Consider the following 21,283-nt stretch of genomic DNA (forward strand, 5'->3'; position numbering starts at 1 on the left):
CAACACTCCCGATTCTATAGGCTTACGGCCATATTTTTTCGTTCCCCCGCTTCGTTTTGCGCAGTTTCGGGCGGCCTTGCCTGCGAGAGCTGTTTCTCGAAGAGCGCCAGGGCGCGGCCGCAAGCCTGGTCCATGTTGTAATAGGCGTAGTCGCCGAGCCGTCCGGCGAACCAGACCTTGCCGCGCAATTCCTGGGCCATCTGCTGATAGGGGCGCAGCGCCGATGCGGTGTCGTCGGTCGGGATCGGGTAATAGGGTTCGTTGCGGCCCGGCACATAGGCTTCCGGATACTCTTCGATCAGGACGCTGCCCGGTGCCGACTGGCCGGTCAAATGCTTGAACTCGGTGATCCGCGTGAAATCGAATTCATTGGGATAGTTGACCGTCCCGACCGGAAGGACATGAGCTTCATCGCGCTCGAACATCCGGAAGCGAATGCTGCGGTAAGGCAGCGCGCCATGGGCGAAATCGAAATATTCGTCGATAGGACCGGTGAAGACGACCTTCGCATCGGGATAAAGGCCGCGCACGGAATCAAAATCGGTCGATGTCTCCACGGCGATGTTCTCATGCGCGAGAATCCGCTCGAACATCGCGGAATAGCCATCCGCCGGCATGGCCTGGTAGATATCCTGGAAATAGCGATTGTCGCGGCTGATATGGATGGGAACACGCGCACTGACCGAAGGGTCGAGCTGTTCGGGACGCAGCGACCATTGCTTGATCGTGTAGTTCTCGAAGACTTTTTGATAAACGTAATCCGCGAGGAAGCGGAGCTGTTCGCTGGCCTCTTCGCGCATCTTCAGGATCGGGACCTTCTTGCCGTAGCCATAGGTGTCGATCAGGACTTGCGAGAGCTGATCCGCCATCTGGCGTGGAAACAGGTCGGCAAGCGTGTTCAGGTTGAACGGGATCGGCGTGTAACAGCCATCGACATGGCCGACGACGTGATGAAAATATGGCCGCCATTCGGTAAAGCGCGACAGGTAATCCCAGATCTTCTTGCTGTTGGTATGGAAGATGTGGGGACCGTATTTGTGGACGAGGATGCCGTAAGGCCCCTTGTAGTCGTAGGCATTGCCGCCGATGTGGTCACGTCGATCGATCACCAGAACCGATTGACCGAGCTGCGAAGCGATCCGCTCCGCAAGAACTGCTCCGGTAAAACCTGCTCCGACAATAATCCATTGCGGTGTACTCACGGAAAACTCCAGCCCCACAAGAGACGCCCGGCCGCGCCGGCCGTGAATTGTGATGCTGCACCGCAATAACCGTGCCAGCCTCCGCTCCGGCCGATAACGTTTGTGAGAGCGGCACCCACAAGCAGCTCCACAACGTGGAAACCTGCCCTCAAGACCTGTCGATCTTCGCCATGGACTCTAAGTAACCCAATGCCGAGCCGCGCCACGAGAATTGGCCAGCCTGAACTCGCCCCTTCTCGATGAGCGAAGCCCGCAGGGAGGGATCGTCGCGCAGCCGCAGGAATGCCTTCAGCCATTCCTGCGGCTGATCCGGATCCGCATAAAGCACGGCGCTGCCCCCGACTTCAGGCAGGCTCGCGCGGTCGGACGAAACAACAGGACAGCCAAGTGCCATGGCCTCGAGCGGCGGCAAGCCAAAGCCTTCGACGAAAGAGGGGAAAGCCAGGCACAGGCAATCGCCCAGCAAAGCGGCGAGTTCGTCATCAGACAGGCGACCCACCGAGATCGCCTCATGAGATGCATCGAGACCGCCGGCCTGAAAAACCTTCGCATCGAGAGCGCCGACGATCGCCAGCTTCAAGCCCTCCTTGGCCATATCCCCGGCAAGCGCTCGCAGCATGGCGACGTTCTTGTGCGGCGCACCACTGCCGAGGACGACGACGGTCCTCGGCCCGGCCGCTTTCTCCGTTGCGGGAGAACGCGTGGGGAACCACGCCTTGGCGTGCTCGTGGCCATTGGGAAGGACTGCGATCGCGCCCGAATCGAGGCCCACAGCCGCGATCTTCTCCGCCGAATAACGCGAAACGGTCGTGACGAGCCTGGCGCGCCGCGCCACGGTGGGGATCAGCGCCTTATAGAGCAGCCTGAACTGCAGCGAATAGCTGGCAGGAAATTCGACGACGTTCATGTCGTGGATACAGACGATGTTGCGCCCCCATACCGGCGCGGTGTTGCACAGGTTCAGGATTTTACCCTTCGCCTGCGCCGGCAGCACGATCTGCTCCCATAGATGCCCCTTGAGGCCGGTCACAGTGCGGCTCTCGATCGCCTTCAATCCCGGCAGAGCAAGCCCGGCCTCCGGCATCAGAATCTCAACCCTGAGCCCTGCCGTGAGCGGGTGCCGCTCGGCAATCAGCTCATCGAGGCCTTGGACGATCTCGCGAGCATAACGTTGAACGCCCGTGATTTTCTGCGTCAGAAAGCGGCCGTTTATGCACCAGTCTCGCCGCTCCATGAGCTGTTATCTCCGACGTTCCCTGGTCCAGCAGACCCCAGTCGGGGATGCAAAATCCGGTCCGTGCCTTGACGTGGCACGACTTTGCGCCGGGACGGGAATTCTTGGCATGAGCGATTGCTATGCGCTTCATGACGCAAATGATCTGGTTCTTACCTGAACGGAACCTGAGGTTTCGCCGCAGCTCGATTCAGAGCCGAAAAAAGTGACTACAGAACGTGCACTTCGATCCCAAAACGGTGAAAGCGTGCCACAAAATACGGCAGGCAGGCATCGCGCCGAACAAATGTTGTGCGACGCACAATATGGGCTTGCGCACCGTATTCGCATCATTCACCATTCGTTAACCTTCTGGATGCCTTCCGCATGCCTGCATGGGGACCACGATGGCTAAAATGGTCATGTCTCCGGACTTCGCCCTACGCTCATCCTCCGATGAACGCAGTACTTCGTCATCGGGAAAGGTCTTTAAATACGCTATCAAGCAGATATTTGACTTGGCCGCCTCGGCCACGGCGCTTTTTCTGCTTGCGCCATTGCTGGTAGGCATCGCTTTACTTGTTCGCGGCCGCGACGGCGGCCCTGCTTTCTTTCGGCAGACGCGGATCGGGAAAGACGGACGCCCGTTCAAATGTCTGAAATTCCGCTCCATGGTTTTGGACGCGGATGGCGCGTTGCAGGACCACCTTGCACGAGATCCCGTCGCCATGCGCGAATGGCAGGACAATCAAAAGCTCACGGTCGATCCGCGCATCACGCCTATCGGTGCAGTTCTGCGCAAGACCAGCCTGGATGAACTGCCCCAGCTGATCAACATCCTCAAGGGCGAGATGAGCTTCGTCGGCCCGCGCCCGATCGTGCCCGATGAGATCCATCGCTATGGCGAAACCTTTTCTCACTGCTTCTCGGTGGTTCCGGGCCTCACCGGCCTTTGGCAGGTCAGCGGGCGCAGCGATTGCAGCTATGCGCGACGCGTCGCACTGGACAGCCGTTATGCCAGCGACTGGACCTTGCTGGGCGACGTGGAGATTCTCCTTCGCACGGTACCGGCTGTGCTGCAGCAGCACGGGAGCCGGTGATGCCGGCCTCCGCAAGTAGAACCTCAAGTAAAATCTCCGGCCGGCGACGGCCTGAACCGAGCTTCTACGTTGATGCGGCGCGAGTGCCGATGGGAGTCCGATTGCTCTAGCCATGCTGCAGCTCACCGGCCACAACAACGGACTGAACGAGGAAAGTTCGCGCACGGCTTTCCAGCCTGAGAGCGAGCAGGATCTGGTCGTTGCGTTTCGCCAGAACTGGCGCACGATCCTGGCCTGCGTCGCGGTTGCGCTTGCAATCGCGATGGCGATCATCGCCACCTCGCGGCCCATCTATATCGGCAGCGCCCGCATTCTGTTCGATCCGCGGCGGGCGGAACCCTATCGCCAGAACTCGGACCGGGAGCTGGCGCAGTTCTCGATCGACACAGCGCAGCTTGAAAGCCAGATCCAGCTTCTGAGGTCAGAGCAGGTTTCGCGGACGGTCATCGAGGCGCACAGGCTCGATCAGGACCCGGAATTCACCAATCCCGCTCCCTCGCTGCGGTCTTTCCTGCGCTCGCTGCTGGCCACGGAAGCCCCGCCGCCGGCCTCCTACAGCGCCGTATCCAACGAATTCGACAGCCGGCTGGATGTGCGACGCCTCGGGCAATCCTATGTGCTGCAAGTGTCCTTCCAATCGGCCGATCCGCTCAAGGCGGCGAAGTTGGCCAACGCCGTGACAGCCGCCTATATCGGCAAGCAGGTATCCTCACGGATCGAGGGCGCCGTCCGCAGCAGCCAGTTCGAACGCCCGATCCGGGAGTTGAGCGCCGAGGGCGTGACCGTCACCGAGGCGATCAAGAGCGGCAAGATCGATATCGACAACTTCCCCGCAGCCGATGCCCGCGTGATCTCGGGAGCCCTGACTCCCACCGGACCATCAGCTCCACGTACGTCTCTCATCGTCGGCTTCGCCCTCTCGCTGGGACTGCTCACGGGCGGCTTGCTGGCTCTCTTGCGCCACCGCAAGCGCAAGGCCATTCGCCTGCGCTCACAGGTCGAGCGCCAGCTCGGCGTCAACTACCTCGGCTCGTTTCGCGCCTTGAGAAGCCAGGCGCCCGGGTTGCGCTCCAGCGCCATCGAGGCTTCGGACCGATGGGGCGTCGATGTGATGGCGGAAACGCCTGCGGCTCCATTCGGCACGAGCCTGCGGACGATCAGGACATCCTTCGAGATGCAGGTCGGGCATCGCGGCGGCCAGTGCATCGGCGTAACCTCGGCCAATTCAGGGGAAGGCAAGAGCCAGGTTGCGCTTGGTCTGGCCCTCAGCTTCGCAGCCGCCGGCCGCAAGACCCTGCTGATCGACGCCAACCCACGCAACCCGACATTGTCGGAGCGGCTTGCCGTGCATCTGCAGACGCGCTCGACGACCGGCTTCGTCCAGGTCCTGGCCGGGGAATATCTGAGCACCGCGATCTCTCCGGCACTGGCGAGGAACCTCTCCTTCATGCCCATCGGCCACGAGCATGAACTGGCGAATTTCAGCGATCTGTTCGATACGTCCGCAGCCTCGGAGTTGTTCAAGCGCCTGCGCGAGCAATATGACCGCGTCATCATCGATCTGCCGGGCTTTTCGGTGCTGCCGGACGCCTGGGCCATCGGCTCCATCATCGACAGCTACCTTCTGGTCATCGAAGCCGGACGCACCCGCCACAGCGACGCGATGCAGATGATCTCGGCGCTGAAATTCGCCAATGCGGGCATCGCCGGCGCGGTGCTGAACGAACGCCGGGGCTGACCGCCAACCTGGACGACGTCAACGATTTCGAGTGTCGAGTATCTGTGCGGGGACGGGTGAACCTCATGAAAGTAGCCATCGTCCATTATTGGCTCGTCGGCATGCGCGGCGGCGAGAAGGTCATCGAAGCCTTGTGCCGGATCTATCCCGAGGCGGACATCTTCACCCATGTCTATGCGCCCGAGGCCATCTCCGACGCCATCAAGCGGCATCGGATCGAGACCAGCTTCATCAACAGGCTGCCGCGCGCGAAGCGCTTCTATCAGAAATACCTGCCGCTGATGCCGCTCGCCCTCGAGCAGCTCGATCTTCGCGGCTACGATCTGATCATCAGCAGCGAGTCTGGGCCGGCCAAGGGCATCATCCCCCCGCCCGGGTCGATCCATGTCTGCTACTGCCACTCCCCGATGCGCTACATCTGGAACATGTTCCACGAATATCGGAACCGCTCCGGCTTCATCACGCGCGCGATCATGCCGGTCCTGGCGCATTACATCCGCAACTGGGACGCCGTATCGGCCAACCGGGTCGACCATTACATCGCCAACTCCGAGACGGTCGCAGCGCGGCTCCAGCGCTATTACCGCCGCAAATCACACGTCATCTACCCACCGGTCGACGTCGATTCCTTCGAGGTGCTGCCGGACGACCAGATCGGCGACTATTATCTGATGGTCGGCGAACTCGTCGGCTACAAGCGCCCCGAGCTTGCGGTTCAGGCCTTCAACGCGACCGGCCAGAAGCTCGTGATCATCGGCGGCGGGGAAATGCTCGCCGAGCTGCGCCGGATCGCCAAGCCGAATGTCACGGTCCTGGGACCGCAGCCGTTCAGCGCCCTGAAGCACCATTATTCGCGCTGCCGTGCCCTGATCTTTCCGGGCGAGGAGGATTTCGGCATCGTGCCCGTCGAGGCCATGGCGAGCGGACGCCCGGTGATTGCATTTCGGCGCGGCGGCGCGACTGAAACCGTCATCGATGGCGTGACAGGAGTGTTCTTCGACGAACAGAGCGTCGAGGCCATCATCGACGCGAAGCAGCGCCTCAACGCGCTCACGCTGAAGCCCGCAATCATCGCGGCCCACGCTCGCAATTTCTCGACCCGTGTCTTCGAGAGCCAGATGAAGCAGCATCTGGCCAGCCTGTGCGCGCCGATAGCCGCGCCCGAGAGCGCGCGGCTATCTCTCGCCGAAAGGACCCCGGCGCTGGCCGCCAAGGTGTGACGCCGCAGCTTGTGATCAGTCGGAAAGCACTGGCGGCGCCCGCGAAACCAGCGAGCCCGCTACGGCCGCGCCTGCGCCCGCGGCATCGACCGTCGCGAGGGGCGGCCTCTGGATCTTCAGGATGTCGCCGGGCCGAACCGCATCGGTCTGCTCGGCTGCAATCTCCTGCAGCTTGCCGTCCTGGCGGCGAACGATCCTGAAGCTCAGCCTCGCCGCCTCGCTGGACTGCAGCAATTGCTGACGCGGCCCCGAAACCTGGGAGTCATAGATCAGCATCTGCAGCGAATTGATCCGGTCCGTGGTCTGCCGCAGGCTGATCTGGGTTTCACGCAGATCCTTGTTGATCTCGTTTTCGCGCAGATTCTGCAGCTCGATGATGTTGCGCTCGTTGCGGCTGATCTCCTGCTTGGTCCGCGCGGTCGCGAGCAGCAGGTCAAGCATCTGGCTTTCCATCTGCGCCAGGTTCTGTTCCACGGCGAGTTGCCGGGGACTCACAGCCAGACCCCGGCTCAGCAGGCTGTTGATATTATCCAGTTCCTTGCGAACCAGATCGTATTGCTTCTGCTGCGTCACGCTTTTGGCCGCCAGCGTCTTCAACTCCTCCTCGAGCAGGCTCTTGGCCTGCCGCAGCAGATCGGTTTGAGACCGCGCCGTCTTCAGGCGGGACGCGAAGATCTGGCCTTCCTCGCGCATCCCTTGCGCGACGACACGCTCGTCCTTGTGCTGGAGCACCTCTTCTGAAAAGCGGATCGCCTCCAGATTCTGTGTTTCCGACAACAATCGGTCGCGCCGCAGCAGCAGCGCCGCGCGCTGGGTCTCGTTGATCCTGATGTCGCCTTCGGTGACGATCGTCTCGCGCTCGAAGCGCGACATGTTCGTGTCCGGCCGGAAAAAGCCGCCGGCAATGCTGACGGCCTGGATGACGCTCATCCCCGGGCGGTAGGCGTATTCTCCCGGCCGCTCGACATTGCCGACGACGTAGAACGGGCGATATTGCGAAATCTCGACAGCCGCGTTCGGGCTCTTCACCAGCCCGGCTATGGATTTGAGCCGCTCTGAAATGATCGCCGCGATCTCGCCGGTGGTCGCGCTCTCGGCATGGATGGGACCGACGATCGGCAGTGACAGCATCCCGACTGAATTGATCGTGAACTCGCCCGTCAGCCCCGCCCATTCGAAGACATCTCCGGAGGTCGGGCGCCATTCCGAGACCTTGACCTTGATCTTGTCGAGCGGTCCGAGCTTGTAGTCGGCCTCGTCGGCAAAACTCGGCAGCGTCAAGGCGGTGAGCAGCGCGAGCGCAAGCAGCGCCGAGGACACTTTGCTCGATAGGCTTCCCACATTCAGGCGGGAGCCGGTCGATGCTGTTGGGCAATCGTCAGCCACCATAACCTCCTCAAGATCATTCTTGCGTCGCCGCCGGCACAGCAAAGCAATTTCGTGGCCAAGGCGCCGGCCGATCCCACTCCGTTAATGTTTTCGCGGTATTTCCAAACGCGGGTTTGCCTTGCCGGGCTCGACTATTCCCGCTGACGAGCGGGCGGGCTCTCGCAGAATTCGCGTGGTCACGGGCAGGCCGGCCTTTGAGTTTGGGCTTTTGCTCGGTCGGGAGGGCGTCTATGGTCGCGATGACGATTGAGCGCGCACAAGAGCGGGGGACGATGATCGTTCTGCTATCAGTTCTTACGCTGATGCTCGGCGCCCTCACCGCGACCCTGCTTTGGCCTCATGGCGTCGTCCTGGCGATCATCGTGACGCCTTTCGTCTGCAGCGCCTTCGTGATCCTCATTGCCCTCGCGCTCGCAGCCCGCCCCAGTCAGGCCGCCCGCGACAACGCCAAGGATCGCGCCACCAGAAGCGCCAACCCTGTCCTGGATGCCCTGAGCAAATTGCTCGCTCGCTGATCCTGCTGAAGGCGTACTCGTTCCTTGTGTGAAAATCGCGCGTGCCTCGTCCCGCGCGGGCGTGATCTGTGAGCTTATGGCATAGCTCTTGCCTGTAACCTTTCGTTAAGCATCGACTTCTGTTGAACGCGTGATCTCGTTTCGGGATCGCGAAACGCTTCGGTCGGACGGGACGATGAGGATGTGGGTCGCGGATTTCTTTCGGGATGACACGCGCGGAACGTCCGGGGCGTTTCGCACCAGTGGACGATTCTGGGCGCTGGCTCTCGCGCCGGCGCAGCGCTGGCGAAAGGCACGAGTGATGACGGCAATCCCGCGTTTCCGGTCTGCGGATCGCGACCAGCAAACCGATGCGGCGAGGATGGCGCCTGTAAGGGGCGAGCTTCGCAAGGCGCTCAGCTCGCTCGATCGGGAGGAGACCGGTCTCAAGCTGCGCCTCGAAGAGATCTCGACACGCACGGCCGTACTTATGGGCAATGAGGACGGCGTCTATTTCGAGCGCGAGCCGGCCGATGAAAAGCGCCTGGTCGAAGCCGAAGCGGAAATGATGAACGCCTACCGGCGATTGAAGACGCTGCGATCCCAGCACGCGATCTATACGCGGCTGCTTGAGCTTGTGGGTTCGGAGGACGATCCCGCCGGCGTGATCGAGCAGCGTATCCTCGGATCCACCCCGCCGTCGCCGCAATGATGCAGCCGGGCATGCACGCGTTCCTCACGGCTCGAAGCGGCCCGGAGCGAGGCCGAACCCGACTGCTGTCGATATGGGAGCGTTCTCGCCCGCTATTCGCCTTGCTTGGCTGGCTCATGCTTCTGGCGATCCTCTACGCGACGCTATCGACGATCGAGCAGCGGCCGCGCATCTCGCCGCTTGCCCCCCGGCTGGATTGCAGCCTGATTGCCGACCGTTACGGCCTCTCCATGCCGCCATGGCAAGCCTCGACCCGGGCTTGCGTCTTGCGTCTCTTGTCTTGAGCGGTTTCGCGTCATTCTTGCCGCAGGAAGCGGCACGCGGCTTCACCCCATGACACTAAACGAGCTGTCAGATCGCAGCGGAGAAACGCACATTTCCGATCGCGACCTCGGTCAAGGCGCCCTGTAGCGACCCGGAAAGCCGTTTCACCAGCTCCGGCGTGTAGTGATCGTAAAGCGATTGGTTCGATCGGCCGAGCGCATGCTCGCCGGTGAAGCTGCCGCGATATCGGCCGATGACGATATCCAGCACTATCGCCCGCACGCGACCGATATAGGCGGCGTCCGGCTTGCCGGGATGCACGAGATTGAAGTGCACGCCGCCATCGGCAATATGCCCGAAATCGCAGACCTCCAGCTCGGGGAACTCCGTAGCGAGAAGCGGAATGATCTCGTTGCGAAAGCAGACGAGGTCCGACCGCCGCAGGGAGAGGTCGAAGGCGATCACATGCCCTGCCGCCTTCAGCCCCTCCGACAGGGAATGACGCAAAGCCCAAAGCTCCTCCGGCCGGCCGACCAATGCATCGCTCAACAGCGCGTCATCCTGCTCGAACTGTTCGGCGAGAACACTTTCGAGCACATCCGAAAGCGCCAGTTCCTGCGCTCGCTCAGGCCAGCTCCGGGTGAGTTCGACCAGGATCGCATAAGGCGGGATTTCGCCGCGCGCGAAAGGGTTTCGCAAATGCCCGACATGGCCAAGCGCGTGCTTCATCGCATTGCGCGAAATGCCCTCGAAGGCCGTCAGATATTCCCCGCAAGCCTCCTCCAGCGCCGTGAGCAGGAGCGGGATGGCTTCGCCGTCGCGCGGCACCAGCAATGCGGTCGCAACCTGTTGCGGCAGGCGCTGCACCTCGAGAACCGCCTTTGTGACAATGCCGAAAGCCCCGCTCGTTCCGACGAAGAGCTGCTTGAGATCGAGGCTGGCATTGTCCTTCCGGAGGCCTGTGGTCAGGTCCAGGATCGTGCCGTCATGGTCTGGCAGCACGACCTCCAGCCCCAGAACCTGCCGCCGCATCGCGCCATAGCGCAGGAAGCGGGCGCCGCCGGTATTCGTGGCGACCATGCCGCCGATCATCGGATCGGCTCCCAGATCGATCGGCAGGAACAGCCCATGCACTGCCAGGGCCTCGTTGAGCGCGGACAGGCGCACGCCCGCTCCGACCTTGACCGTCCGGTTCGGTATGTCGATCTCAGGCGCCGCGTTGAGACGGTCGAGACTGAGCACGGCCTGCGTTCCCGACGAATCGGGCGTCGATCCACCGACCACGCCGGTATTCCCGGATTGGGGCACGAGACGAATACCGTTCGAGACCGCATAGGCGACGACGCGGGAGACCTCTTCGGTAGTGCCTGGCCGAACGACACAGGCAGCCCTGCCCTCGTCATAGCGCGCACCGATCTCGTAGCCGCGCATGTCGGCCGCGTCGGTGATCAATCCCTTGTGGCCGACGATCGCGCCGATGGCGTCGAGATGTCTGGTGGCGATCATGTCTGTGCTCGGTCGTTTGTGCTCGGTATTTGGCTTGGAACATGGAGGCGGACTCTGGCAGGTTCGGATCACAACCGAGCCTGCCAGAGCTTGCTTACTGAAGCCAGACTTTGAACCCGCCAGGCCGTGTCGTTACTTCGGGGGCGACATGTCCGACTTGAACCACTTGAGCGACAGCGTCTTGATCGTGCCATCCGCGAGCGCCTGATCGATGGCCTGATCTAAGCTCTGCTTGAGCCCGCCATCATCCTTGCGCAACCCGATCGCGACACCGCGGCCGAGAAGGCCGCCACGGAAAGCCGGGCCGGCAACGGTCATGCCCTGCAACTCCTTCTTCTCGAGCGAGGCCATTGCCGATGCATAGTCGACGAACACCGCATCGATACGGCCGGCCGAGAGATCGAGATCATGCTGCTCGGAGGTCTTGTATTCGCGGATCTGGATATCGCCCTTGAAGAAATTTTCGAGGAAGGCAAGCGCGTTCGTCGATGTCTGGACGCCGATCGTTTTCCCTTTGAGGCTCTTCCTCATCTGCTCGATGGTGGCTTTGCCATCGTCGTTCAGGGAGGTGATGTCGATCAGCTCGCCATTTTTGGGGAGATTGAGGATGTCGCGATCGTTCATCGTCGCAAAGACATGGCGGCTGGTCGCGTAGGGCTTCGAAAAGCCGATCACCGCGAGCCGCTTGTCGGTGATGTTCATCCCCGTCATCACCGCGTCGTGCTTTCCGGCCTGAAGAGCCGGGATGATGCCGGCCCAGTCTTGACCGACCATCTTGCACTTCGCATTCATCCGGCGGCAGAGGTCATTGGCCAGCTCGACATCGAAACCGCCCAGCTTGCCGCTTGGCTCGGTGAGGTTCCAGGGCGCAAAGGCGCCTTCCGTCGCGATAGTGATCTCCTTGGCCTGCTGCGCCTGCGCGGCAGGAGCAAGCAATGCGCATGCGCCAAGCGCAAGCAGCCAGCGGCGGGTCTTCGCAAGTAGCCAGCGGCGGGTCTTCGAATCTGTCATGGCGTCCCTCCTAACGATGTTCTGAGATGAATTGTCGAAACCGCGGCGAGGTGGGCGAACTGAACACCTCACCGGGCGGGCCGTCCTCCTCCACCACCCCTTTGTGGAGGAACACGACGCGGGACGAGACGTCCCGGGCAAAGCCCATCTCATGCGTCACCACGAGCATTGTGCGGCCCTCTTCGGCGAGCGACCGCATGACGCGCAGAACCTCACCCACGAGTTCCGGATCGAGCGCCGAGGTCGGCTCGTCGAACAGCATCAGCTTCGGCTTCATGGCGAGTGCGCGCGCGATCGCGGCGCGCTGCTGCTGGCCACCGGACAAGTGAGCCGGATAATGATTTCGCTTGTCGACAATGCCGACCCGCGTCAGCAAGGCTTCCGCCTCGGCGATGCACTCGGCCCGAGGCCGCTTCTGCACATGCACCGGTGCCTCGATGACGTTCTCGAGCACCGTCAGATGCGACCAGAGATTGAAGCTCTGGAAGACCATCGCGACGCGAGAGCGAATGCGGTCGACCTGGCCGCGATCGACCGGCTCGGTGCGGCCGTGCCTGCCCTTGCGCAGTGCGATGACCTCCCCACCGATCGCGATCTCGCCCGCATCCGGCGTTTCCAGCATGTTGATACAGCGAAGCATCGTTGATTTGCCGGAACCGGACGAGCCCAGGATCGAGATCACCTGCCCCTCGGCTGCGTCGAGCGAAATGCCGCGCAGAACCTCCAACGAGCCGAAGCTCTTGCGCAGATCGCGCACCGACACAGCAGGTGTGGACAGCAAGGTCACCGATCGTCTCCGCTACTCTGAGGCCGCCACGAGGCGCGGCATTGGTGACGGCGCGTTCCGCAGATGCGGAGAAAGCCGGTACTCGAGCGCCTGGATGGCCCGCGTCACCAGGAAATTGAGGATGAGATAGATCGCCCCGGCGCAGATGAAGATCTCGATCGCGCGGAAGGTCTCGGAAATCAGCTTGTGCGCAATGCCGGTCACTTCCATCATCGTGATGATCGACGCCAGCGACGTCGCCTTCACCATCAAGATGATTTCGTTGCCATAGCCGGGCAGTGCCTGCCGCACCGCGATCGGCAGGATGATGCGGCGGGCGAGCAGCAGCCGCGACATCCCGCAGGCGCGCGCCGCCTCGATCTGGCCTGCCGGAACCGACTGCAGCCCGCCCCGCATGATCTCGCTCACATAGGCGGCGGTATTCAGGGTCAGGGCGAGCAGCGCACACCAATACGGCTCGCGGAAGAAGCCCCACAGGTTCATTGCCTGCAGGCTCGGCCGGAACTGCCCGAGCCCGTAATAGATAAGGAATATCTGAACAAGCAGCGGCGTTCCGCGAAACACGAAGACATAAGCTCGTGCAAACCAGTCGAGCGCGGGCACGCCCGACATGCGCATCGCAGCCAGCGACATCGCGACGACCAAGCCCAACACGACCGACGCGAAGGTGAGGTTGAGCGTGAGAGGCAGCCCTCCCAGCAACCTCAGGAAGGTTTCGCCCATGAATGCAGCGTCCATCATGGGCTCCGCTTTTCCGGATGTTTCAGGGCGGCCGGCTTGCGAGCGGGATGCATTCAGGCTCTCCGGACGCCGCGCATCGCGTAGGTCTCGGCGCGCCGAAAGCCCCATGACGAGACCGTGGTGATGGCCAGGTAAAGCACGGCTGCGGCGAGGTAGAAGCTGAAGGGCTGACGCGTCGACCCCGCGCCGATCGCCGACTGGCGAAGGAGTTCGACAAGCCCGGTGACAGAGACCAGCGCCGACTCCTTCAAAGCCAGTTGCCAGACATTACCCAGCCCCGGAATGGCGTATCGCAGCACCTGCGGCGCGATGATGCGGCGAAACATCAAGGCGCGGTGCATGCCCACGGATTTCGCGGCCTCGATCTCCCCCCGGTTCAGCGCCGTATAGGCGCCTCGGAACACCTCCGACTGATAAGCGCCGGAGATGATGCCGATCGCGGCAGCGCCCGCAGCGAACCCGGACACGCCGACAAAGCCGCCGGGACCGAAAAGCCCCGCAATGCTGCTCAGAACTGCGCTGCCCCCGAAATAGAAGAGGTAGATGACGAGAAGGTCCGGAATGCCGCGGAGAACCGTGGTGTACGCATCTGCCGCGCCGCGCGCCATGACGCCGCCCGAGAGCTTCACCCAGGCAATGAGGCTGCCGATCACGGAACCGATGAGGAAGCCGCAGGCAGCAACGGACAGCGTCACGCCGGCGGCGAACACCATCGCCAGCCCCCAGCCTTCGGAGCCAAAGCTCATGAGCGAGAATATCGACATGGATGACGTCTCGCGGATTTCAGACAGACGAGGCGGTCACGCCAGATCCATCAGGATCGAAAGCGCGGCCTGGCCTTCACCGCATGGTCCCTCGTATCCGCCGTCGGCATTGCGTGGTGATTTGATCGTGGTCACGGCAGCCCCCAATCCAACGCATTTTGCGCGCTCATATTTTGAGCCTAACAAACGTTTGGTTGTCGGACAAAAATCACAATCTTTCGGAGGCGTCAAGCTTTGCAACCGTAGTGCCCAGGCGACGTGAGCAATGCCACAGGAGCGAAGCGCTTAACGACGATCGACGTGATGGCGCCAAGGCAATCACGGGAATGATCTGCCTGGCAAAACCACACGCCCGGGAGGCAGGACGATCGCCTCCACGATATATTTGCCTGACAAATATTTCTTTGATACTGGCTGAACAGGAATGACTCTCAAACACGCAAAACCCGCACCTGCAGAGATGCGCCGCTCCTTGCGGCGGCCGAACCTGGCCGAGCAGATCGCGAGCGATCTGGCCGCGCGCATTGGCGACGGCGAATTCGAGATCGGGCAGAGATTGCCGACAGAACTCGTGCTCTCTCGAACCATCGGCGTCAGCAGAGCCGTGATCAGGGAAGCCATATCGCGGCTGAAGCAGGAGGGGCTGGTCGACGGCCGCCAGGGCAGCGGCGCCTTCGTCACAAGCCTGCGCCCGGCGGGATCGTTCCGGCTCGATCCACGCGAGATCGAGAACAATCGGGAGCAGCTTTCACAGGTCTTCGAATTGCGCCTCACGCTCGAGGGCGATGCGGCGGGCTATGCGGCCCTGAGGCGCTCCGACGACGATCTGCGCGATCTCTCCCGCTGCCTCGACGCCATCGATGCAGATATTCGCGACGGAAATGACGGCATCGACGCCGACTTCACGTTTCACAGCACGATCGCCAGGGCGACCGGAAACGCCTTCATTCTCGAACTCGTCGATCTTCTCGGAGCCCAGCTCAAGAATTCCATCCGGATCGCCCGGCTGAACTCCTCCTCCTATGTCGGACGGCCTGAGGCGGTCCTCGCCGAGCACAGGGAAATCTACGACAACATTGCCGACCAGCGCGTCGAGGCGGCACGCAGCGCCGCGCGACGGCACGTCATGAACGCTGCCAAGCGACTGGGCCTCTCGGTCGGCCTCTAGATTCAAGCAGTGCGGGCGGATGCAAGCCAGCACCACGCCTTCCAAACCCGACATCTTCCAGGGACAAACCATGCCGGTCATCACTCTGGGCTCTCTGCGCCCAACCCTTCCGCAGCCGGGCCGCTATTGGTTCGCGCCCGACGCTTCGATCATCGGCGACGTCGTTGTCGGGGATGACGCCAGTGTCTGGTTCGGGGCGGTCATTCGCGGCGACAATGACCGCATCGCGATCGGCGCGGGCTCGAATGTTCAGGACGGAGCCGTGCTCCACGTCGACGCCGGCTCGCCGCTGACGATCGGGGAAGCCTGCACGGTGGGACACCGTGCGATCCTGCATGGCTGCACGATCGCCGACAATGTCCTGATCGGCATGGGTGCAACCGTTCTGAACGGCGCCGTCATCGGAAAAAACTGCATCGTCGGCGCCAACGCGCTGGTCACCCAGGGCAAACAGTTCGATCCGAACTCGCTGATCATGGGCGTGCCGGCCAAGGCGGTGCGGTCACTGACCGAGCAGGAGGTTCGGGACATCGCGGAGACGGCGGCAGAGTATGTCGCCAACCATCGGCGCTTCCTGGCGGAGATGGCTATCGACGAGCCGGCGGGTCTTTCGTCTCAGATCTGACACCGACAAGACCGAGGGCCATGCTCGCATAAAGGTCCGCGGTCGCCTCGATCGAGAGCCGACCCTCGGCGCGATACCAGGTGATGACACCGTCACACATGGAAATGATCGCGAAGGCTGCGATCGAGACGTCCTCGACCGCGAACTCGCCCGCCGCGACACCCTGCTGGATGACGCGGCGCAGGTTTTCGGTGTGCCGGCGCTGCAGCGCGCGCATGACGTCGCGCTGCTCATCCGACAGGAACTCGACGAGCGGGCCCATTCCCAGGAAAGTCCGATCATAGACCCGGGCGTATTCGATCTTCTCGATCTGATAGCGGACATGCGAAGCCACGAGGGCCGCAAGCTGCCCCCTCGGCTCGGAAGGCGCCTTCGCGACGGCATCCTCCGTCGTTGCGAGGAAGTCGCGCTGATTGTCTTCGAGGACGGCGAAGAGCAGCGCCTCCTTCGAAGAGAAGTGGTGATAGAGGCTGGGCGCGGTGATGCCGAGTTGCTGCGCCAGCAGGCGCATGCTCACTCCCTGATAGCCGCGCCCGCCGAAGAGCAGCGTCGCGGTGCGAACGATCGCATCCCTGCCGCTCTCCTGCTGCTCCTGCCTAAAGCTCGTCGCCATCTGCCGCTTGTGCACTGGATCCAGCGCGAGTGCCAGCCGGACGACGCAGCCTGCTACCGGTCAGGTCATATGGGCCGTGCTTCCCAGGGTCGCCTCGATGCAACGTGCCCAGTAAAGCAGGCGTGCATCTTCCTTCACGCAGCCTACCACTTGGAAACCGAGCGGCAATCCGGCGGGACCGCGCGACACAGGCAGGGTGATGGAGGGGTTGTGCAGCAACGACCAGATCCGGATGAAGGCCGAGCTGCCGGTGCTGGCCGCCTCGGGCGCCTCGCCCAGCGTCGAGGGCATGACCAGGACGTCGAAATCGCGCGCGAGATCGTAGAAAGCCCTGCGGCAGGCGTCTGCGACATCGAGCGCACGCGCATAATCGCTCGCCGAGTAGCTCTCGCCGAGCTCCAGATACGCGATCAGCTCGCGATCGCATTTGTCGGCATGATCGCGCTTGATGTCGGCATATTCGCGCGCCAGATCGAAGGCCATGATCACGTCCTGCGCCTCGCCGATGGTCTCGAAGATCGCGGGCATGACCAGCGAGCGGACAGTTGCGCCGGCCGCTTCCAGCTTGCGCAGATTGTCCTCGAAGATCGCCAGCGCCGCGGGATCCGCCTTGTCAAAATCCTTCGTCCGCCACACGCCGACGCGCATGTCGCTCCGCACGGGCGTCGTCGCGTCGAAACGCGGATCGCCGGTGAAGCCATGCATGAACAACGTCGCGTCTTCCACCGAGCGACAGATCGGCCCGATGACGTCGAGCGGGCGCGAATAGGTGCGGATACCGAGATAGGGGATGGCATCAAGCGTCGGCTTGAAGCCGACCGCGCCGCAGAAGGCGGACGGCCGTAGGATCGAGCCGGCCGTCTGGGTGCCCACAGAGATCGGAGTCATGAAGTCGGCGACAGCGGCGCCGGAGCCTGCGGACGACGCAGCGGGAGTCCGCGTCAGGTCATGGGGGTTGCGCGCCGGCCCCGGCAGCATGATGGCGTGCCGCGAGACGGTGTTCTTGCCCAGGATGGTGAAGCCGAGATTGCGCGCCATCGTGACGACAGGCGCATCGGCCTTCGGTTGCCGGCCCGGAAATATCGCGGGATCGCCCAGTTCCGTCGGCATGTCCGCGGTGTCGATGGTGTCCTTGAGACCGAGCGGGACACCGTCGAACATGCGGCGGCGTCCGGTCCGGTCGAGCGTGCGCGCATGGGCAAGGGCGGCCTCGGCGTTGACATGGACCCAGGCCTTGACGCCGCTATTTCGCTCCTCGATGCGATCGAGGCAGGCGCGTGCCCAGGCCTCGCAGGTCAGCGTGCCCTGTTCGAGCGCGCGCAGCCCCCCTGCGACAGTGAGCGTGGCGGTTGCCGAGGCGGCCGGACGCTTGGCCTTCACGGGCTGGGTGGTTTGGGGATGGGTAGCGACGGGAGAGATGTCCATGGACCTGTCCTGTTCTAGATATGCGAGGATGGGGATTGGGGCGCCGCCTGGACCTGGCCGCGTCCGATATAGACGTCTCCCATTTCCTCATTGGCGAGCAGATTTGCCCCGGTATCGGATAGGACGATGCGGCCGGCATCGAGAATGTAGCCGCGATCGCTGAAGGCGAGCGCCTGGCGCGCGCGCTGTTCGACCATGAGCACGGCAACATCGGCCTGCGGCAGCCGCTTGACCTCCTCGAAGACCTGGTCGGTCAACGCCGGCGACAGCGCGGCCGACGGCTCGTCGAGCAGGATCAGGCGTGGCGAGGACATCAGGGCTCGCGCGAAAGCGAGTTGCTGGCGCTCGCCGCCGGAGAGGTTCTCGGCATAGGTGCCGCGCCGCCCCGCCAAGGCGGGGAAGAGATCGAACATGTCGCGGATCCGCGCGGCCTTGGCCGGCGCGTGCTCGACGACCTGCAGGTTCTCCAGCACCGTCAGGGTGCCGAAGACATTGCGGACCTGCGGCACGTAGGAAATGCCGATGCGGACGCGATCCTCGATCTGCAGCTTCATCAGGTCGATGCCGTCGAAGACCATCGTGCCGGAGATGCGCGGCAGGATCCCCATAGCAGCCTTGATGAGGGTCGATTTGCCCGCGCCATTGGTGCCGGCGATCGTGACGATCTCCTTGGCGCCAACGTCCATGTCGATGCCGCTGATGATGTCGACATCGCCGTAGCCGCCCGACAGGTTGGCGATTTTCAGAAGGCTCATATGACCCCTCCCATATAGGCTTCGCGGACGCCCTGATCGGCGAGAACGGCATCGGGCGTGCCGCTGGCTATGACCCGGCCACGATCCATCGCGTAGAGACGCGGCACGATGCGGGCGAGTTCGGCGAGATTGTGCTCGATGATCAGCACCGCGATGCCGCGCTTGTTCAGCTCGACGATCCGGTCGCAGAGCTGCTCGATCAGAACCGGGTTCACGCCGGCAAAGGGCTCGTCGAGCAGGATGCATTTGGGTTCGAGCATCAGCAGCCGGCCGATCTCGAGCAGCTTCTTCTGGCCGCCCGAAAGCTTGCCGGCAAGTTCGTCCGAAACGCGCGCAAGATTGAGGAAGGCCATCACCTCGCGCACGCGCTCGGCCAGCCGCTCCTCCTCCTGCCGGATCGCGTGCCTGGAGAAGACCAGGGCCGCGAGCTTCTCGCCGCGCTGATCACGCGCCGCCACCATCATGTTGTCGAACACCGTCATGTGGCTGAATTCGCGCGGCACCTGGAAGGTCCGGGCGAGGCCGCGCCGCACGCGCTGATGAACCGGCACGTTGGTGATGTCCTCGCCCTGGAAGACCACGCTGCCGGAGCCCGCCGGGATGTAGCCGGTCGCGACCGAGAACAGCGTGCTCTTGCCGGCGCCGTTCGTGCCGATCAAGCCGACCAGCTCGCCATCGCCGACCTCGAGGGAGACGCTGTCGAGGGCACGGAATCCGCCAAAGCGCGCCGTGATGTCGGTAATCGAAAGGAGCGCCATCAGTTGCTCCCCCTTGCGGATTTGCCGGAGGATTTCCCGAACAGGCCCTGCGGGCGGTAGAGCACGACGCAGATCAGCGCCATGCCGATGATCCAGATGCGCACGCTCGCCAGTTGCACCTCGGACACGCCGGTGAAGATGTCGCGCAGGAAGCGCGAGCCTTCGAGAAAGCCGACGAGCAGGACGGTTCCGATGATGACGCCGCGCAGCGAGCCCACGCCGCCCAGCACGAGGGCGATCCAGATATAGAAGGTGATGAGCGGGACGTATTGCTCGGGGCTGATGAAGGTCAGGTAGTGGGCCTGAAGCCCGCCAGCGAGACCGGCGATTCCCGCGCCGATCATCAGGGACCGCGTCTTGAACTGCGCGGGGTTCTTGCCCAGCGCCCGGACAGCGACCTCATTGTCGCGGATCGCTTCGATCACGCGGCCGAACGGGCTGCGGATGATGTGATGGATCAGCAGGAAGACCGCCGCGCAGACCGCGAGCAGCAGCAGGAAGATGCAGAGATCGATCATCTTCGGATCGACCCAGCCGGCAAAAAGCCTCGGAATGCCCGGCAGGCCGTGCATGCCCCGCGTCAGCCACTCTTCCGTCTGCAGCGTCATGCGCACCGCCTCGGAAAAGCCGAGCGTCACGATGGCCAGGTAGTCGCCGCCCAGTCGCAGCGAGACCATTCCCAGCGGGTATGCGGCAAGCGCCGCCAGAGCCGTGGCCGCCGCCAGCGAAACCGGGATCGGCACGCCTTTGAGTGCAAGCAGCGCCGAGGTGTAGGATCCGATGGCGAAGAAGCCGACATGCCCGAAATTCACCAGGCCGGTGAAGCCGTATTGCAGCGCCAGCCCGCTTGCCATCAGCAGATAGATCAGCACGCTGATCGAGATCGCGATCAAATAGCCTTCCATGGCATCACCTCGCTGCAATCGGACGGCCGAACATTCCCTGCGGTCGCATCAGCAGCACGCAAAGAAGGATCAGGAAGGCGAGGACGACCTTGTAGGCAGGGCCCACGAACAGGGTCGCGACTTCCTGGGCGATACTGAAGGTCACGATGCCCAGCACCGCGCCGACAGGACTGCCGATCCCGCCGAGGATCACGCCGGCAAACATCGGCATCAGCAGTTCCCAGCCGAGCTCAGGCAGAACCACGGCCTTGATGCCCAGCAGCGCGCCGCCGAGCCCGCAGAAGGCCCCGGCCACGGCCCAGAGGAAAATCATCACCCGGCGCGCGCGGATGCCGCTCGCCGCAGCCAGTTCGGGACTGTCCGCGATCGCCCTCATGCGGCGGCCCGTCGGCGTCAGATACATCACGCAGAACACGAGTAGGAGCGCGACGAGCGCCGCACCGACGATGTAGAGGTCGGTCGGCAGGATGCGGATTCCGCCGAAGTTCCAGGCCCGCACCAGCGGCAGGTCCACCACATACTGGTCCTGCCCGGCGAAGAAGGTGATCGAACTGCGCACCGCGAAGGCAACGCCGATCGAAGCGATCAGGCGGGACACGTGGGAACGCTCCGCAAGCGCCCGGAAGACCCAGAAATACATCAGCAGCGAGACGGCCGCCGTCATCGTCATCGCGCCCAGCACGGCTGTCACGATGGAGCCGCCCAGAAACATCTGGGAGGCGATGGTCGTATAGGCGCCCAGGGTCATGTAGTCGCCCGTGGCCGCATTGGGGAAGCGCGCGATGCCGAACACCAGCGTGATCGCCAGTGCCGGCAAGGCAAGGAGCATCCCGATCACCACGCCGTTGATGACCGCGTTTGCGATCGAGATCCAATCCATGGCTGCGACCTTC

22 protein-coding genes are annotated in these 21,283 nt (G+C 63.1%); 8 read left to right on the forward strand and 14 right to left on the reverse strand.

Features of this window, described 5'->3' with window-relative positions:
• Positions 1-14: 14 nt before the first annotated feature.
• Positions 15-1,202: a UDP-galactopyranose mutase gene (gene glf / locus C4S73_RS10820; RefSeq protein ID WP_103872885.1), complete on the reverse strand. Its 1,188-nt coding sequence runs from the start codon at positions 1,200-1,202 to the stop codon at positions 15-17.
• A 148-nt stretch (positions 1,203-1,350) separates the two neighbouring features.
• On the reverse strand, positions 1,351-2,232 hold the full coding sequence (locus C4S73_RS10825; RefSeq protein WP_244595550.1) for a glycosyltransferase family 4 protein: 882 nt from the start codon (positions 2,230-2,232) through the stop codon (positions 1,351-1,353).
• Positions 2,233-2,822: 590 nt separating this feature from the next.
• On the opposite strand from C4S73_RS10825, the gene C4S73_RS10830 reads away from it, so the two are divergent.
• From C4S73_RS10830 to C4S73_RS10840, 3 genes are all read left to right on the forward strand, one after another.
• Complete coding sequence (locus C4S73_RS10830; RefSeq protein ID WP_244595551.1) at positions 2,823-3,515, forward strand: sugar transferase; 693 nt, start codon at positions 2,823-2,825, stop codon at positions 3,513-3,515.
• Between the two features lie 112 nt (positions 3,516-3,627).
• Positions 3,628-5,253, forward strand: a complete 1,626-nt coding sequence (locus tag C4S73_RS10835; RefSeq protein WP_103872523.1) for a tyrosine-protein kinase domain-containing protein — start codon at positions 3,628-3,630, stop codon at positions 5,251-5,253.
• Positions 5,254-5,318: 65 nt separating this feature from the next.
• Positions 5,319-6,473, forward strand: coding sequence for a glycosyltransferase (locus C4S73_RS10840; protein WP_103872886.1), 1,155 nt, complete (start codon positions 5,319-5,321; stop codon positions 6,471-6,473).
• A 15-nt stretch (positions 6,474-6,488) separates the two neighbouring features.
• Here C4S73_RS10840 and C4S73_RS10845 read toward each other — a convergent pair whose 3' ends face one another.
• Complete coding sequence (locus C4S73_RS10845) at positions 6,489-7,859, reverse strand: polysaccharide biosynthesis/export family protein (RefSeq protein ID WP_160115725.1); 1,371 nt, start codon at positions 7,857-7,859, stop codon at positions 6,489-6,491.
• 233 nt (positions 7,860-8,092) lie between these two features.
• Between C4S73_RS10845 and C4S73_RS10850 the strand changes: the two genes are divergently transcribed.
• Together C4S73_RS10850 and C4S73_RS10855 are read left to right on the forward strand one after the other, a co-directional pair.
• Positions 8,093-8,377: a hypothetical protein gene (locus C4S73_RS10850; protein WP_103872525.1), complete on the forward strand. Its 285-nt coding sequence runs from the start codon at positions 8,093-8,095 to the stop codon at positions 8,375-8,377.
• Positions 8,378-8,678: 301 nt separating this feature from the next.
• Positions 8,679-9,068 (forward strand): hypothetical protein, encoded by a 390-nt coding sequence (locus tag C4S73_RS10855; protein WP_146071322.1) that lies wholly within the window; start codon positions 8,679-8,681, stop codon positions 9,066-9,068.
• Positions 9,069-9,419: 351 nt separating this feature from the next.
• On the opposite strand, the gene C4S73_RS10865 is transcribed toward C4S73_RS10855, so the two are convergent.
• From C4S73_RS10865 to C4S73_RS10885, 5 genes are all read right to left on the reverse strand, one after another.
• Positions 9,420-10,838, reverse strand: a complete 1,419-nt coding sequence (locus tag C4S73_RS10865) for an FAD-binding oxidoreductase (RefSeq protein WP_103872528.1) — start codon at positions 10,836-10,838, stop codon at positions 9,420-9,422.
• A 132-nt stretch (positions 10,839-10,970) separates the two neighbouring features.
• Positions 10,971-11,849 carry a transporter substrate-binding domain-containing protein gene (locus C4S73_RS10870; RefSeq protein WP_103872529.1) on the reverse strand — a complete coding sequence of 293 codons (879 nt, stop codon included), beginning with the start codon at positions 11,847-11,849 and terminating at the stop codon, positions 10,971-10,973.
• A gap of 10 nt (positions 11,850-11,859) precedes the next feature.
• Positions 11,860-12,636, reverse strand: coding sequence for an ABC transporter ATP-binding protein (locus C4S73_RS10875; protein WP_280177588.1), 777 nt, complete (start codon positions 12,634-12,636; stop codon positions 11,860-11,862).
• A gap of 12 nt (positions 12,637-12,648) precedes the next feature.
• Entirely contained in the window at positions 12,649-13,374 is a 726-nt protein-coding gene (locus C4S73_RS10880; protein WP_103872888.1) for an ABC transporter permease, read from the reverse strand.
• 56 nt (positions 13,375-13,430) lie between these two features.
• Complete coding sequence (locus C4S73_RS10885; RefSeq protein ID WP_280177589.1) at positions 13,431-14,090, reverse strand: ABC transporter permease; 660 nt, start codon at positions 14,088-14,090, stop codon at positions 13,431-13,433.
• A gap of 31 nt (positions 14,091-14,121) precedes the next feature.
• Between C4S73_RS10885 and C4S73_RS27905 the strand changes: the two genes are divergently transcribed.
• The 3 genes from C4S73_RS27905 (at position 14,122) to C4S73_RS10895 (ending at position 15,934) form a co-directional block, all read left to right on the forward strand.
• Entirely contained in the window at positions 14,122-14,403 is a 282-nt protein-coding gene (locus tag C4S73_RS27905) for a hypothetical protein (protein WP_146071323.1), read from the forward strand.
• A gap of 162 nt (positions 14,404-14,565) precedes the next feature.
• Positions 14,566-15,309, forward strand: a complete 744-nt coding sequence (locus C4S73_RS10890; RefSeq protein WP_103872530.1) for a FadR/GntR family transcriptional regulator — start codon at positions 14,566-14,568, stop codon at positions 15,307-15,309.
• A 70-nt stretch (positions 15,310-15,379) separates the two neighbouring features.
• Complete coding sequence (locus C4S73_RS10895) at positions 15,380-15,934, forward strand: gamma carbonic anhydrase family protein (protein WP_103872890.1); 555 nt, start codon at positions 15,380-15,382, stop codon at positions 15,932-15,934.
• Here C4S73_RS10895 and C4S73_RS10900 read toward each other — a convergent pair.
• The 6 genes from C4S73_RS10900 to C4S73_RS10925 are packed head-to-tail and all read right to left on the reverse strand — an operon-like array spanning position 15,897 to position 21,270.
• On the reverse strand, positions 15,897-16,547 hold the full coding sequence (locus tag C4S73_RS10900) for a TetR/AcrR family transcriptional regulator (protein ID WP_103872531.1): 651 nt from the start codon (positions 16,545-16,547) through the stop codon (positions 15,897-15,899). The genes C4S73_RS10895 and C4S73_RS10900 overlap by 38 nt on opposite strands.
• A 60-nt stretch (positions 16,548-16,607) precedes the next feature.
• Positions 16,608-17,972 carry an amidase gene (locus C4S73_RS10905; RefSeq protein ID WP_103872532.1) on the reverse strand — a complete coding sequence of 455 codons (1,365 nt, stop codon included), beginning with the start codon at positions 17,970-17,972 and terminating at the stop codon, positions 16,608-16,610.
• 14 nt (positions 17,973-17,986) lie between these two features.
• The gene (locus C4S73_RS10910; RefSeq protein ID WP_103872533.1) at positions 17,987-18,727 is read right to left on the reverse strand and encodes an ABC transporter ATP-binding protein; all 741 of its coding nucleotides are present in this window, start codon (positions 18,725-18,727) and stop codon (positions 17,987-17,989) included.
• Positions 18,724-19,485 (reverse strand): ABC transporter ATP-binding protein, encoded by a 762-nt coding sequence (locus tag C4S73_RS10915; RefSeq protein WP_103872534.1) that lies wholly within the window; start codon positions 19,483-19,485, stop codon positions 18,724-18,726. The genes C4S73_RS10910 and C4S73_RS10915 overlap by 4 nt, the downstream gene beginning before the upstream one ends.
• A complete protein-coding gene (locus C4S73_RS10920; RefSeq protein WP_103872535.1) occupies positions 19,485-20,390 on the reverse strand; it encodes a branched-chain amino acid ABC transporter permease in 906 nt (301 codons plus the stop codon). Before C4S73_RS10920 ends, C4S73_RS10915 begins: the two co-directional genes overlap by 1 nt.
• A 4-nt stretch (positions 20,391-20,394) precedes the next feature.
• Positions 20,395-21,270: a branched-chain amino acid ABC transporter permease gene (locus tag C4S73_RS10925; RefSeq protein WP_103872536.1), complete on the reverse strand. Its 876-nt coding sequence runs from the start codon at positions 21,268-21,270 to the stop codon at positions 20,395-20,397.
• Positions 21,271-21,283: the final 13 nt, after the last annotated feature.

It is taken from the genome of Allobosea lathyri, from assembly GCF_900108245.1.
GTDB classification, from domain to species: Bacteria; Pseudomonadota; Alphaproteobacteria; order Rhizobiales; family Beijerinckiaceae; genus Allobosea; species Allobosea lathyri.